This window comes from Ruegeria sp. AD2(2025), from assembly GCF_056542385.1.
Window position 1 is genome coordinate 1 of sequence record NZ_JBQFZS010000006.1, and the last position, 14,620, is coordinate 14,620.

The following is a 14,620-nucleotide window of genomic DNA, read 5'->3' on the forward strand; positions in this document are numbered from 1 at the left end:
CAACGGCGTCAAGGAAGGCGTCATCGAAGCCATCAAGTTCTTCACTAACGTCAAAACATACTCCCTGCCATGGCCAAGGTGAGGACATAAGAGAAACCTGAATTTCTCCCCAACTCGCGGGGCCCGAAAGAAGGGCCTCGCGCTTTTGATTTCAGCGGATGCAAGCCAGAATCGAGGATCACATGTCAGTCAGCATCACCCACACCGAAGGCGAGTCCAACACCTCGGATGCGCGCAAATCGTGGTTGAAGTCGTCGATTGGCCCACGCTCTGCGCCGCTGCTGAAACGGGATTCAGACGTGTTTTTACATCAAAGCCTGTCCAGCCCTTGTGTCAGCACCATCGCCAAGGCTGAAGGCATCTGGATCGAAGATATGGACGGCCGCCGTTACATGGATTTCCATGGCAACTCGGTCCATCACATCGGCTATGGTCACCCGCGTCTTGTCGAGGCGATCAAGGCGCAGCTGGATGAACTGCCCTTTGCGCCGCGTCGCTTCACCAATGATCCGGCGGTGGAACTGGCTGAGAAGCTGGCTGAGATAGCTCCCGGTGATCTGGGCAAGACGCTGTTCACCACCGGTGGGTCAGACGCCAATGAGGTGGCGCTGAAGATCGCGCGCGCCGCTACGGGCCGGTTCAAGACCGTCAGCTTTTGGGATGCGTTTCACGGGGCGGGCTTTGGCGCGGCCTCGGTGGGCGGAGAGGCCACATTCCGCAGCCATATCGCCGGGCCTTTGATGCCGGGGGCCGAGCATGTCGCGCCCTTCGCCTGCTATCGCTGCCCGTATAACCACGCTGGGCCCGAAACCTGCGGCTTGGCCTGCGCCAAGATGGTTGAGTTCGCGTTAGAGCGCGAGGGCGACGTGGCCGCCGTGATCGCGGAACCCATGCGCGCGGTGCCTTATGTGCCCCCGGCGGGGTTCTGGAAATCGGTGCGTGAGGCTTGCAACCGGCACGGTGCGCTGCTGATCATGGATGAGATCCCCACCGGTCTGGGCAAGACAGGCAAGATGTTCGCCTTTGAGCATGATGAGATCGTGCCGGACATCGTGACCTTGGGCAAAGCCCTTGGCGGAGGCATCCTGCCCATCGCGGCTTGCGTCGCGCGCCGCGATCTGGACGTATGCGGAGACTTTGCCATCGGGCATTACACCCACGAAAAGAACCCCGTGACCGCGCGCGCAGCGCTGACCACGATCCAGATCATCGAAGATGAGGGGCTGGTCGATCACTCTGCTGAACTGGGTGCCCACGCGATGGGGCGGCTCGAAAATGAACTTGCTCAGGTGGAGATCGCGGGCGATATCCGTGGACGCGGCCTGATGTTCGGCGTCGAGATCGTCAAAAGCCGCAGCACGCGCGAGGCAGACAATGCCTGCGCCGAACGCATTTACTATGACTGCCTGAACGCGGGGGTAAGCTTCAAGATCAGTCAGGGCTGCGTGCTGACGCTGTCGCCGCCGCTGACCATCTCGCGGGATGATCTGGATCGGGCGCTGGACATCGTCATTGCGGCGATAAAGGCCCAAGCTTGACGCTCTCGATTGCGCTGATCGTTCTGACGGCGGCGCTTCTTCACGCGTCGTGGAACGCCATTGTCAAAGGCGCGCCCGATAAGGCCATCGTTTTGGGGCTGGTGTCGCTGGGCCATGCCGTACCAGCGCTGTTTGCATTGCCGTTCCTGGGCTTGCCGGTCTGGGCGGCAGTTCCGTTCATCGTCGCCTCGACCCTGATCCATTGGGGGTATTACTGGTTTCTGAACGCGGCCTACAAGCATGGCGATCTTTCGGTGGTATATCCGATCTCACGCGGAATAACGCCGATTCTGGTCGCGCTGGGTGCGATCTTCTTCGCCAAAGAGTTTCTGTCGACCGGTGCATGGATTGGAATTCTGTGTATCTCGGTCGGTATCGGATTTCTGGCCCTTGCCGGGTTGGGCAAACACACCAATTGGGTCGCGATCGCAGCTGCGCTCGGCACCGGTCTGATGATTGCGTCTTATTCGATTGTCGATGGCATTGGCATAAGACTGTCCGAGAACACGCTGGGCTATATCGCGCTATTATTTGTTGCCGAGATATTTGTCGCCGCATTTATTTTCACCACCCGCTGGCAGCGGCTTGTTGTTTTGCCAAGGCGTTATGTCTGGGCCGGCCTGGTGGGGGGTGTTATCTCGGGGCTTGCTTATGGGTTGGTCTTGTACGCCAAGACCATTGCGCCCTTGGGGGTGGTGTCCGCGCTACGTGAAAGTTCGGTTATCTTCGCGTCGATCATCGGCGTTATGTGGTTCGGAGAAGGCCCGAAATCCAACAGGCTTGCCGCGGCGATTACCGTAGCGGTCGGGATCGTGATCCTGGCGCTGGCGCGGTGAGGTTTTGCCGAAGACGGGGATCTGGCCCTCGGCTATGCTGTGCATGAAAGACGGCAGGCCCTCCTACTGATCCGGGGCCGCTGGCGGGGGCAGCAGGTTCAGTTCGGTGCCGGTCAGTTCTGCAATCAAACTGTCCAGCGCAAGGTCTCCGGGGTTGGCGCGACTCGCCGCCGTGATGAGTTCGTCGACCTTTTCCCTCTGCCCGGACACCGCTGCGATGCGGATGCGCATGATCCAGGCGTCGACCAGCTTGGGGTCTAGTTCGACGGCGCGGGCAAAGGCGCGATCTGCGGCGGGCAGGTTGCGGGTGGTCAGCGCAAAGCCGCCCAGTTGCAGATGCGTCTCGGGGAAATCCAGCCGCGCGGCCATTGCACCCTGCCACTCGCCAATTGCCGAGCGGAACGAGGCCGCTATCTTGTCGGGCAGATGCGCGATGGGCGCATTATAGAGCCCGCGCGCCGCCGCGATCCGGACATTGCGGTTGGGGTCGTCCAGCATGGGCAACACCTGCTGTACGCGTTCGTGCCCGGGCAGGCTGCGCATGGCTTCGACGGTGGCGGATCGGATTACGGGGTCGGCCGCATTGACCAGATCCGAGATACGCCCGATCTGTTCAGGGTCGCCGGTCTGGCCGATCAGCCAGATGGCGGTCGCTCGGATCAGCCCAGGGCTGCTGACACTGCGGGCCAGCTCTACCAGATCGTCCGAGGCCAGCGCGGGGTTGGTCTGCGCCCGCGCCAGAACCTGCCCGAAATGCGGCCCGCGATTGGTGCTGTCGGGGAACCAGTCGCGCAGCTGTGCTGCGGCCCAGTCCGCGCTCTGATCGGTGTGGCAGCTGGTGCAGGCATCCGGTGCGCCGGTCTCGGCGTTCAGGTCGGGGCGGGGGATGCGGAAGGAATGATCGGCGCGCCAGTCATTGCCCATATAGACCTGCTCGGTCATGTGACAGGATTTACATTGCGCCCCGGCGCTGCCTTCCGGGTGGTGGTGATGGGCGGGGCTGTCGAATTCGGTCAGCGGCAGGCTGGGAAAGCGCGGATTGCCGCCGGGGTTGTGACATTGGGTGCAGACGGCGTTGCCCTCGGCCTTCACCTCGGCGGTATGGGCGTCGTGGCAATCCGAACAGGTGACGCCCTTGTCATACATCTTCGATTGCAGGAACGAGCCGTAGACATAGACCTCGTCTCGGATCTGGCCGTCGGGGTGGTAAAGGCCGGGTCGCAGCAGCGACAGGTTATAGGCGTCGTGATAGGGGGTGCCCGGTGCGGGGCTGCTGTCAAAGAACGCCTCGCGCCGGGAATGGCAGCCGGCGCATTGCTGGATCAGCCCTTGCGGTGTCGACAGGTCAGCCGAGAACCCGTAGTTCAAGGGGGCGTCGCCACCACCCTCGGTCCAATCCAGATGATCCTGACCGCGGCCATGGCAGGCCTCGCAGCCGACGCCGATCTCGGCCTGAGTGGTCTGGTAGGTGTCTGAGGCCGGGTCATAGCCCGCCTCGTACCCGGTGGCGTGGCACACGCCACAGCGCGCGTTCCAGCTTTTGTAAGGCCCCGTCCAATGCAGCGCGTCCGAGGGCGGCACGTTCTGATCGGGATACAGGTGGAACCATTCGCCCTTTTCCGTATCCCAGACCACGTCGAAGCTCTGCAGTCGGCCGGACTCGGTTTCCAGCAGGTATTGCTGCAGGGGTTCGACGCCGACAACGGAATGCACAGGGTAGTCGGTCGTCTCACCGTCGCGCTCGGTCACAGAGACATGGTGGGTACCGTCGGTCTCGATCCGAATCCGCGCTGTCATGTCGTCCAACGTGAATTCGGTGCCGTCGAAATCGGCGCGGATGGTGTCAGGGTTGGCCTCGGTCCAGGCCTTGGCGTGGTGCGAGCCTTGCCAGGCCTCGGCCTCGGCGCGGTGGCAATCGGTGCAGCTGTCCGAGCCGACATAGCCGGTCGTCTGGGCCAAAGCTGCGGTGGCGAGGCCTGCATGGGCAAGCGTGGCGAAGGTGAGCAGGCGCATTTGGGTCCTTTGGTCGGTCAGGCGGGGCCGGTCGGGTTCAGCGCGGGCAGGTGATGCGCCGCGTGGGTCAGGGTGCCTGTCCGGCGCGCTGCGGACAAGGCTTTTGCAAGCGCCGCCCATGCAGGCGCGGGATCGCCGTCTCGCGGGCCATAGGCGGCGGCACCGATATTTGTGAGCGCCAGTTGCACATCCGCGTGCCGTCTTGGGTCGGGGCCTTTCGTCATGGCCGCCCACCGGTCCAGCGCGCCGTGAAGGCGGTGCAGGTCGTGGGCTTTGACCGTGTGCATCAGATCGCGGAACAGGCTGGCCTCGGTCGGTTGCGGCTGGGTCGCGTTACGTTTGCGGGCGCTGTGGTGGGTCATCCAGATGGCGATCAGCGTCCCGAGAAGCACGGCAAGCCCCGCATAGATCAGGTTGCGACGATCCCCGCCGCGCGACAGGAGGGGGCCGTCGATGGCATAGGGTAGGGGCTCGGTCGTTGCGGTCTCGATTTGCCCCGTTTCGGTGTTGAACCAGCGCAATTCGACCGCAGGCAGGCTGCCCTGGCCGCCGCTTTCGGCCACGTACACCGTGCGTTCCGTGCGTGTTCCGGAGATCTGCCCCCGGTCGCCGCTGTCCTGCACCGAGGGGCTGTCGGGATAGGCCGCAAGCCCGGTCAGTGCGGCGGGGGGGGTCAGCGCGGGCAGCAAGATGGCGCTGGCCCCGGCGATCTCGGCGGTGATCGTGCGGGTCAGGCTGTCGCCGGGTTTCAGGGCTTCGGCACCCCCTTCGATGGTTTGCGTCAGGCTGAGGGCCTGGGCAGCTATGAAGGGATCAAGCCCTTCGGCCCCCGGTGGCACCGTCGCGATAAAGCTCTGCGCCGTGAGGGGCAATGTCGTTTCGATGGGCGCGTTGGTCTCGGGGTCGGCCCATGTGATGCCGACCTCAAGCGGCGGGATTTGGAATTGCCCGGCGGTCAAGGGCGTCACGGTGTAGCGCCGGCTGACGCCCGACCAGTTGCTGCTGCCCACCCGCTCGGTCACGGGCCCCGAACCGCCCTCAGGCACCGAGATCATCAGGTTCGGTTGGTCCAACACCGGAAACACCGGAGGCTTAGGCATGTAGGTCGGCACCAGAATGGTTACGCGCAAGTCCAGCGCCTGACCGGGTACTATGTCCGTCGCTGACATCTCGGCGCGAACGATGGGCGTGTCGGGTGCAGCTTCGGTGCCGGTGCGGGCCTCTTCCTCGGCCTTGATCTCGGCATTGGATCTGAAGCCGGGGAACGGGTCCTGCGCCACCGCGCCCAAAGGCCAGATTGAGATGCAAAGGACGACCAGAGCGTGTATCGGTCTCATTGGTCCTCCTCCGCGGGCGCTTGCGCAGCTTCCAGCAGAAAGCGGCTTTTTAGGAAACCGCCGGTCTCGGTGTCGACCGAATTCATCCATTGCTCGGCGCTTTGCAGCCCGGCGGCGGCGTCTTCCTGCGGCAGATCGACCTGCAGCTCCTGGCCTTTGTTCTCCTCGTTGTCATAGGTGACATCATCGGGGCGCAGTTCGGTCTGGTCCTGCGTGTCCTGCGCCTCTTGCGCGGCCTCGACATAGGCGACGATCTGTTTGGCGGTTTGCAGATTTTCGGCAGCACCGGGGTAATCCGGATCGCGGGTCAGGGCGGTTTCGAATGACCTCATCCCGTCGCGATAGGCCCGGTTGCGGATGTTCGCCAGACCTTGAATCATGGCCGCCTGCGCGGTTTCCACCCGGTCCAGCACCTGTACCGCCTCGGCATAGCGCCCGGCCCGGTACATCGCCCAGCCACGCCACAGCGGGTCGGTGAATAGATCCGAGGCGCGGGTGTAATCTTTGCGATCATAGGCGCGCTGACCCTGCTGGTCGGGGGTCCAGAACCAGTCGGCCAGCCCTTCGGCCCGCGTCTGAACCGGGGACATCAGCATCAGCGCCAAGACCGCCGTGCCCCAGTGCATCGTCCAGCCCCGCCGGAACCACAGCAGCAGCAACAGCGCTGCGGGCCACGCAAGCAAAGGTCCTCGATCCAGCCACGGGTCGTCTGAGTTTTCCAGCAAGCTCTGCCGGTAAGCAGCGTTCAGCGTGCGGTCGAGCCGCCGGATGTCGCTATCGTCGGGCTGCACCCCGATCACCCGATTGCCGAGCGCATCCAGCCCCCGGTCGTGCGTGCCGTCGGGCAGCATCGACAGAACCGCCACCGGCATCGGGGCGCTTTCCACAGCAGGTACGTCCGCTGGATCAAGTCCATCAGCCACCAGCAACAGTGCGCCGCCGCCTTCGCCGTCCAGCAGACTTTGCGCACGGTTCAGGGCCAGCGCGAAATCTGCACCCTCCTTTGGCATCACGTCCGGGGAAAGCCCTTCGAGGTAGGGTTGGATGATCGAGGCATCCTCGGTCATCGGCACCACCACATGCGCGGTGCCCGCATAGGCCACCAGCCCCGACCGCGCGCCCGCGCGCAGGTCTAGGAAATCACGGATTTTCTGCTTGCCGCGTTCCAGACGGCTGGGGGCGAGATCGGTCGTCTCCATCGACTTGGTGACTTTCAACACGACCACCACCGGCGCGGATTGCGCCACCAGCGGGTTCGGTTGCCGCGACCATGTCGGCCCTGCCCCCGCCATCACCAGCAACAGCAAGGTCAGCACAACACCATCAATAGGGCGAATGCGGCGGGCCTGATTGCGGCCGACCTCCATCGCCGTTTGCAGATGCGGCGCGATGCCCTGCGCCGCCGTGTTGCGACCGGACCGTCGCCGCCGGCTCAGCCACCACAGAGCCACAATCACCGGCACCAGCAACAGCCAGAGGGGCCGCAGGAAGTGAAACACCGACAGGGCCAGCATCAAATCGCTCATGCCTGCGCCCTCCGACCTCGATGGCCGAGTGACAGCCACCCCATCGCGGCGCAACCCAGCAGCGCGGCCAGTCCCAGTGGTATCCATGCTAGCGATTGACGTGGGCGGTAGGACAGGGTTTCGACCTGACGCGGGCTTTGCTCGTCGATCCGGGCGTAGATCGCGGTCAGCGCGGTCTGGTCGGCGGCAAAGAAATACTGACCGCCGGTGCGGCGGGCGATGTCCTCAAGGGTTTTGATGTCCACCTTGTCCTCGCCCGAGGCTTCGGGGTCGCCGACGCCGATGGTCATGATGGTCACGCGGTTGTCTTTCGCGATTTCGGCGGCGTTGACCGGGTCCATGCGGCTGGCGGTGTCGCTGCCGTCTGACAGCAGGATCAGAACGCGCTCGTCGATCTCGCTGGCCTCAAACGTGTGGATCGCCAGCCCAATGGAATCGCCAAGCGCCGTATGCGGCCCGGCCATGCCAACCTGTGTGCGGTCCAGCAGATCGGTGATGGTTTGCAGATCCTCGGTCAGCGGGGCCTGCAGATACGCCTTGGAGCCAAAGACGATCAACGCCACCCGATCCCCTTCGCGCCCCTCGACGAAATCGCGCACCACATCCTGAACGGCGGCGAAACGTTGCTGTTTCTGACCTTCGGCATCGGTGAAATCTACCGTGTCCATCGAGCCCGAGACGTCGATGGCAAGGATCATGTCGCGGGCGGATTTCTCGATCTCGACCGGGCGGCCCACTCGCTCCGGTCCGGCCAGCGCGATCACGATCAGCACCCAGCAGAGAACTGCCGCGACCATCTGCACTCGCGTCCGGGACAAAACCACCGATCCTGCGCGCGGTTCCTGCCCCAGCGCGTGCGAGACCTGACGGAAGAACGGAACCCGCAGCGCGGTCACGCGCTCCCGGTGCGGCGGGACGAACCGCCAGATCAACAGCGGCAACGGCAGAAGTAAAAAGGCCCATGGAAACGCGAGTTGGATCATGAGGCCGCCTCGCGCTTATGCGCCTTGATCCAACGGGCGACGCGCGCGGTCAGATCGGGGGCGACCCCGGTCGCGCCGCGATAAGGCGCGGTCAACAAATGTGGGCGCAGGGCGTCGTCCCACGGTGCACCTTCGGTGCGTTCCAGAAAGGCGATCCAATCTGGTCCCTGCAACCCTGCAACCCTACGCCGGTCATAGGCGGCCAGCGCGGTGCGGCGCAGGATGGCAGCGACCTGCGCGGGATCATCACCGGCCTGTGTCAGTTCCGCCAAAGCTGCACGGCGATAGGCGTTCGCACGGTATCGGACAACCATGCGCCATAGGCCGTAGGCCAGCAGGACCAGCAGCAGCGCGCCGGCAATCGCCCATCCTGCGGTCTGCGGCATCATCGACACAGGCGGCGGAGGGTCGGGCACCACCAGCTGATCCAGCAGGTCGACAAGCGACGTGTTGGTGGGGACCTCGGTCTCGTTCATCCCAGCCCCATCAAATGCCGGATTTGCGGCAGGGTTTCCTCGGCCGCTGTCAGCGGCAGGACCGGCACGCCAAACCGGCGCTGCCAGTCCAGAACCCGCGCCACGCGGGCGCTGGCAAACTCGGTCAGTGCTGCGTGCTGTTTCGAGTCGGACGTTTTGATTTCAGCCTGCAACGCGCCGTCCGAGATGATCAACGACAGATCGCGCGGCAGGTCCTTGGCGAAGGGATCGGTGACCAGCCCCAAGATCAGGTCGTTGCGCCGTGACAGCCCTGAAACCAGCCGTTCGGTTTCATCATCAATCACGTCGAAATCGCTGAGCACCACGATCAGATGGTCGCGCGGTGCGATCCGAGCGACGGCGCGCAGCACGTCGGTCAGGCGGATCGGATCGGTCTCGGGGGCCTCGGCGTGCAATTGCCCGTTCGCCTCGGCCAAAATGGCGATAAAGCGCGACAGCGTCGCCCGGCTGCGCGCGGGTTTGATCTCGGCGATCTTGTCGTCGGTGAAGACGATGCCGCCGACCCGGTCGCCCTGATCGAAAATCCGATAGGCGGACAGGGCCGCCGCCTCGGCCGCGGTGACGGATTTCATGTTCAGGACCGAGCCGAAGAACATCGACATGCGCTGATCCACCACGATCAGCGTCGGACGGTCGCGTTCCTCGGTCATGACGCGGATATAGGGCTCACCGGCGCGGGCGGTGACTTTCCAGTCAATCGCGCGGATGTCGTCACCGGGCAGGTATCCGCGCAGTTCCTCGAAATTCAGCCCGCGCCCGCGCAGGCGCGAGGCGTGGCGGCCATTCAGTACCGAGCGCGCAGGCTGGCGCGGCAGAAATCGCAGCGCCTTGGCGCGCGTCTCAAGCGCCCGCAGATGCGCGATATCGACCCACACGCGTGGGTCGTCGGTTGCGGCGGGCCGGGGCTTGACGCGCCCCAGCCTGAGGGATGCGTTTCGGTTCAACATCTGCGCCTCACGGCAAGGCGACCTGCATCAGGATCTCGGCAATCACCTGATCGGCGCTGATCCCTTCGCCATGGGCCTCGTAGGTCAGCCCCAGCCGGTGCCGCAGCACGTCCGGCGTGATGGCGCGGACATCCTCGGGGTCGACATAATCGCGCCCGTTCAGCCAGGCATGGGTGCGGCTGCATTTGTCCAGCGCGATCGAGGCGCGGGGGCTTGCGCCGACCTCGATCCAGCGGCGCAAGTCGTCGCCATAGGCCTCGGGCGTGCGGGTGGCCTGCACCAGATCGGCGAAATAGCGGTCGATGGCGTCCGAGACATGGATGGCTCCGATCTCGGACCGGGCGTCAAAGATGGCCTGTTGCGGGATGGGCGCAGGTTTTTCGCCTCCCTTGGCCTTGCTCTGGGCGGCGATCTCTTCGGCGCGGACCAGGCGGACGACCTCGACCTCATCCTCGACCGGAGGGTAGGTGATCAGCACATGCATCAGAAACCGGTCCAGCTGTGCCTCGGGCAGGGCGTAGGTGCCTTCCTGTTCGACCGGGTTCTGGGTGGCCATGACCATGAACAGGGGCGCCATCTTATGCGTGGTGCCGCCCACGGTAACCTGCCGTTCCTCCATTGCCTCAAGCAGGGCGGCCTGCACCTTGGCGGGGGCGCGGTTGATTTCGTCGGCCAGCACGATATTGGCAAAGATCGGCCCGGCCTCGAACCGGAACTCACCGCCCTTGTCGGTCTGGTAATAGACATCCGTGCCGGTGACGTCCGAGGGCAGCAGGTCGGGCGTGAACTGGATGCGACTGAAATCGCTTTCCAGGTTCTTCGCCATCGCCTTGATCGCGCGGGTCTTGGCCAGCCCCGGCAGACCCTCGACCAACAGGTTGCCATTGGCCAGCAGGCCGATCAGCAGACGTTCGATGACGTCGCGCTGGCCGATGATTGCCTGACCCATGCGTTCGCGCAGGGCGTCTATATGCGCCCGGGGGTTGGGGGTGTCGTTCATTCCGGCCATACCTTCGCCCAATCCTCTTTCATGTCGATGATGACCCAGCCGCGGGCGTCTGCCTCATCCAGCCCGCGCACCAGCTTGCCGATATGGCTGTCGCGGTCATAGGCGTATTCGCGGTCGGCATCCGTATGATGCACGATCACGCCAAGCGCCGGGCCGTCGCCTGCGGTGGCATATTCCAGCATCTGGAAATCGCCGTCCGAGTTGCCGCCCACAAAGATCGGACGCCGCCCGATATGCGAGTCGATTCCCACAGGTTTGCCCGCCTTGTCATCGACAAAGGCGATGCCGGGGCCTTTCATGACCAAGGGAACGCCATCCACGACCTCATAGCTGGTGGGCGTGACCGAGCCTACGATGCGGTTGATCGGGATGCCGTACGTCTCGCTGGCGAAGGCGCGCATGAAATGCAGGCCACCGCCCGAGACGATCCAGGTCTGGAACCCTTCGGCCTCGAGGTAATCCAGCAGCTCCAACATGGGGGCATAGATCATCTCGTTATAGGGCCGGTTGGTGTCCGGGTGCCGGGCGGCGGTGATCCAGTCGGCAACATCGGCCTGAAACGCGTCCACCGACAGGCCCGAATGGGATACATTCAGGATCTCCATCAACCCGGCCTCGCCCCCGGCGGCAACGGCGGCTATATCGCCCGCCGCGGCGGCCCTTAGAAGATCAGAGGTCAGGATCGAGGGATCAGCCTCGGCCTTTTCCTGCAACCGGTCCAGCGCGTAGATCAGTTGGAAATACAGCGGCTGTTCTCCCCAAAGCGTGCCATCATTGTCAAAGGTCGCGATGCGGGCCTCTTCGGGGACGAAATCGGGCGAGTTCGGATCGCTCACCCGTTCGACAAAGTCGATAATGGCGGCCTTGGTGGCGGTGTCGTTCCACGATGCCAGCGGATCGGCCAGAGCGGCAATAGGAAGAAGCGACAGGGCCGCCACGGCAAGAACATAGCGTTTCATGAGAAATCTCTTTTGGTGTGAAAATGGCGCGGTATCGCTCCGCGCCATGGAGTTTTGTGCGGTCAGGGCCGTTACTGGCTGCCGGCTGTTTGCAGGCTGCGCAGAACCTGATCGATCGAGAAGCTGGCCGGTTCCTGACGTGGCGGGTAGTCTTGGAATGTGCCGAGGAACTGCGCCACGATGGCCTGCGCGGGCACCAGCAGATAGGTGCGATCCAGACGCCAGCGGGAATAGCCGATGGATTCGTCTTGCGCCCGCTCGAACGGGTCGGAATACAGGTCGAGAATCTTAGGCAGACGCAGGAAGGTCAGCGGTTCCTGCCAGACATCGAAGCCATGGGCGCGCTGTTCGGCAAAGACCACTTTCCAGCGGTTATAGCGCAGGTTCACCAGATCGCCGCCATCCGAGAAATAGATGAACTCGCGCCGCGGCCCGGTCTCTTCATCGCCCCGGAAGTAGGGCATGAAGTCATAGCCATCCAGATGGACGGGCTCGTTTTCCTCGCCAAAGGGGGCTTCGGTCAGCATCCGCTCTTTCATGTCGGGATCGCCGAGGGCGGACATGAAGGTCGGGAACCAGTCCAGATGGCTGATGACCTGATTGGACTTGCGACCGGGCTCGATCACGCCGGGCCATTTGATCATCATCGGAACGCGATAGCCGCCTTCCCAGTTGTCGTTCTTTTCGCCCCGGAACGGCGTGGTGCCGCCATCGGGCCACGAGAACACCTCGGCCCCGTTATCGGTGGAGTACATTACGACGGTGTTGTCGGCGATGCCCAGCTCGTCCAGCTTGTCCAGCATCTGACCGACCATGCCGTCATGTTCGACCATGCCGTCGGGATAAACGCCCAGACCGGTCACGCCCTGGCTTTCCTCTTTCAGATGCGTGTGGATGTGCATCCGCGTGGTGTTGTACCACAGGAAGAACGGCTTGCCCTGATCCACCGCGCGCTGCATGAAGTCGAGCGCGCCGGCGGTGACCTCTTCGTCGATGGTTTCCATCCGCTTGCGGGTCAGCGGGCCGGTATCCTCGACCGAGCCATCCACCGATGACCGGATCACGCCACGCGGGCCGAACTGTTCGCGGAAGGCGGGGTCTTTGGGATAGTCCTCGTTTTCCGGCTCTTCCTCGGCATTCAGGTGATAGAGATTGCCGAAGAACTCATCGAACCCGTGATTGGTGGGCAGGTGTTCATCCAGATCGCCCAGATGGTTCTTGCCATACTGGCCGGTCATGTACCCCTTGGAACGCATATATTCGGCAATGCTGGGGTCTTTGGGCGACATACCTTCCTTGGCACCCGGCAGACCCACCTTCAGCAGGCCGGTGCGGAACCCCGACTGGCCGGTGACAAAGGCCGCGCGCCCCGCGGTGCAGGATTGTTCGCCATAGCCGTGGGTGAACAGCATCCCTTCGTTGGCGATGCGGTCGATATTGGGGGTCTCGTACCCCATCATCCCCTGATTATAGGCGCTGATGTTCCAATAGCCGATGTCGTCACCCCAAATGACGAGGAAATTCGGCGTGTCGGTCGCGGCGCTGTCTTGCGCAAGGACAGGGCTGCCAAGCGCGGCGAGGGCAAGCGCGCCTCCGCCAAGCGGACCCGCAGCCCGTTTCAAAAGCTGATTTAATAGAGGCAAAGTCGATCTCCCTGAATCTAATGTGCCGGGGGCAGAATTTATTGTGATATGAATATGGCTTCGCCCCCCGAAAGGCCCGAAACCGTCGGGCCGCTTGATCATAACTCATATTCAGAGAAAAGCATAACGCCGGACGCGGGAGGCTTCTTGTCATTTCACGCCAGAGGGAGGTCAAAGTTTGCTTGCAACCGCCCAAGTTTCGGCAACATTGTCTAACGAGGTAAATGGCTTACGTTGGGGTCCGGGGGGAACGTGCCGTTGAACGGGTTTGTCACAACCACGGCTGCCGGAATGGGCGGATTGCCGGAACGGCTGCAGGACAGCGCCGGTCCGGCGGCGGTCGAGCGCGCCTTTGCCCGGGCCGATCTTCCCATCGAGCTGCTGAACGATCGGTCGTTGCGCATTCCGATGACCTCGATGATTGCGCTGTTTGTCGAAGCCGAGCGGTTGACCGACCACCCGCTGTTTGGCCTGCAGATCGGCCTTGAGATGACGGGCCGCGAGATCGGCGCATGGTTTGAATATTCAAGCCAGGCCAGTACCTTACGCCTTGGCCTCCGGCGTCTGGCCCGGGCGATCACGTTGTTTCAGAACGGCCCATCGGTGACACTGATCGAAATGCGCAGCGGCGGGATCATGCGCTATCACGTGCCACGGGACAAGACGGCGGCCTACGCTGCCCATAGCGATCATAACGTACCGTTGATGCTGGATTTCGTGCAGCGATACCTGGGCCCCGACTGGCGTCCCCGCTGGATCGAGATCGACTACCCCGACCGGGGGCATGGCCCCGGCTTTGCCGATCTGGTGCAAAGCCAGCCGCTCTATGGCCGCTCGGCGCTGTCGTTGCCCCTGACCACCGCCGAGCTTGACACCGTGCGGCCCCGGACGCTTCGATCTGACCGGACGTTGTGCTGGGCCGATGTGCAGGCGCGGACCGCGGCCGAGGCGAATGATTTCATGATCGCGGTCGAGGCTTGCGTCTTGCTGGACATGCTGGACGGCCCGCCTGAACTGGATTCCGTCGCCCGCCGCATGAACCTGAGCACCCGCAGCCTGCAGCGTCGTCTGATGGTCGCGGGCCATTCCTTCCGCGATGTGCTGGCCCGGGTCCGGTACCGCCGCGCGCTCAGCCTGCTGCGCGAGACCGACCTCGGTGTGACCGAGATCGCCCACCGGCTGGGATACAGCGAGGTTGCCAACTTCTCGCGCGCCTTCAAATCCTGGGCGGGATGCGCGCCGTCGGGTATCGCACGCTGATAGGGCGGGCGACGGCGTGCCGTCTGTGCCCGCCGGACCCGACAACACAATCGCGCCAGCGGCTCTTTCGTG

12 protein-coding genes are annotated in these 14,620 nt (G+C 63.7%); 3 read left to right on the plus strand and 9 right to left on the minus strand.

Features of this window, described 5'->3' with window-relative positions; all coding sequences use genetic code 11:
• Positions 1 to 182 precede the first annotated feature (182 nt).
• Together pbfA and ACR1XV_RS13335 are read left to right on the plus strand one after the other, a co-directional pair.
• Positions 183 to 1,538 carry a (R)-1-hydroxy-2-aminoethylphosphonate ammonia-lyase gene (gene pbfA, locus ACR1XV_RS13330; protein WP_480532082.1) on the plus strand — a complete coding sequence of 452 codons (1,356 nt, stop codon included), beginning with the start codon at positions 183 to 185 and terminating at the stop codon, positions 1,536 to 1,538.
• Complete coding sequence (locus ACR1XV_RS13335; RefSeq protein WP_480532084.1) at positions 1,535 to 2,374, plus strand: EamA family transporter; 840 nt, start codon at positions 1,535 to 1,537, stop codon at positions 2,372 to 2,374. The genes pbfA and ACR1XV_RS13335 overlap by 4 nt, the downstream gene beginning before the upstream one ends.
• Before the next feature lie 63 nt (positions 2,375 to 2,437).
• Here ACR1XV_RS13335 and ACR1XV_RS13340 read toward each other — a convergent pair whose 3' ends face one another.
• The 9 genes from ACR1XV_RS13340 to ACR1XV_RS13380 all read right to left on the minus strand — a co-directional run bounded on the left by ACR1XV_RS13340 (position 2,438) and on the right by ACR1XV_RS13380 (position 13,288).
• Positions 2,438 to 4,387 carry a multiheme c-type cytochrome gene (locus ACR1XV_RS13340; protein WP_480532086.1) on the minus strand — a complete coding sequence of 650 codons (1,950 nt, stop codon included), beginning with the start codon at positions 4,385 to 4,387 and terminating at the stop codon, positions 2,438 to 2,440.
• Between the two features lie 17 nt (positions 4,388 to 4,404).
• Positions 4,405 to 5,724 (minus strand): hypothetical protein, encoded by a 1,320-nt coding sequence (locus ACR1XV_RS13345; protein ID WP_480532088.1) that lies wholly within the window; start codon positions 5,722 to 5,724, stop codon positions 4,405 to 4,407.
• On the minus strand, positions 5,721 to 7,250 hold the full coding sequence (locus ACR1XV_RS13350; RefSeq protein ID WP_480532090.1) for a VWA domain-containing protein: 1,530 nt from the start codon (positions 7,248 to 7,250) through the stop codon (positions 5,721 to 5,723). The genes ACR1XV_RS13345 and ACR1XV_RS13350 overlap by 4 nt, the downstream gene beginning before the upstream one ends.
• On the minus strand, positions 7,247 to 8,233 hold the full coding sequence (locus ACR1XV_RS13355; RefSeq protein WP_480532092.1) for a VWA domain-containing protein: 987 nt from the start codon (positions 8,231 to 8,233) through the stop codon (positions 7,247 to 7,249). Before ACR1XV_RS13355 ends, ACR1XV_RS13350 begins: the two co-directional genes overlap by 4 nt.
• Positions 8,230 to 8,709, minus strand: coding sequence for a DUF4381 domain-containing protein (locus ACR1XV_RS13360; RefSeq protein WP_480532094.1), 480 nt, complete (start codon positions 8,707 to 8,709; stop codon positions 8,230 to 8,232). Before ACR1XV_RS13360 ends, ACR1XV_RS13355 begins: the two co-directional genes overlap by 4 nt.
• Positions 8,706 to 9,677 (minus strand): DUF58 domain-containing protein, encoded by a 972-nt coding sequence (locus ACR1XV_RS13365; protein WP_480532096.1) that lies wholly within the window; start codon positions 9,675 to 9,677, stop codon positions 8,706 to 8,708. Before ACR1XV_RS13365 ends, ACR1XV_RS13360 begins: the two co-directional genes overlap by 4 nt.
• Before the next feature lie 7 nt (positions 9,678 to 9,684).
• Complete coding sequence (locus ACR1XV_RS13370; protein ID WP_480532098.1) at positions 9,685 to 10,686, minus strand: AAA family ATPase; 1,002 nt, start codon at positions 10,684 to 10,686, stop codon at positions 9,685 to 9,687.
• On the minus strand, positions 10,674 to 11,645 hold the full coding sequence (locus ACR1XV_RS13375; RefSeq protein WP_480532100.1) for an HAD family hydrolase: 972 nt from the start codon (positions 11,643 to 11,645) through the stop codon (positions 10,674 to 10,676). The genes ACR1XV_RS13370 and ACR1XV_RS13375 overlap by 13 nt, the downstream gene beginning before the upstream one ends.
• Positions 11,646 to 11,716: 71 nt before the next feature.
• Positions 11,717 to 13,288, minus strand: coding sequence for an arylsulfatase (locus ACR1XV_RS13380; RefSeq protein ID WP_480532101.1), 1,572 nt, complete (start codon positions 13,286 to 13,288; stop codon positions 11,717 to 11,719).
• 258 nt (positions 13,289 to 13,546) lie between these two features.
• Here ACR1XV_RS13380 and ACR1XV_RS13385 point away from each other — a divergent pair, with 258 nt between their 5' ends.
• Complete coding sequence (locus ACR1XV_RS13385) at positions 13,547 to 14,548, plus strand: helix-turn-helix domain-containing protein (RefSeq protein WP_480532103.1); 1,002 nt, start codon at positions 13,547 to 13,549, stop codon at positions 14,546 to 14,548.
• Positions 14,549 to 14,620 lie beyond the last annotated feature (72 nt).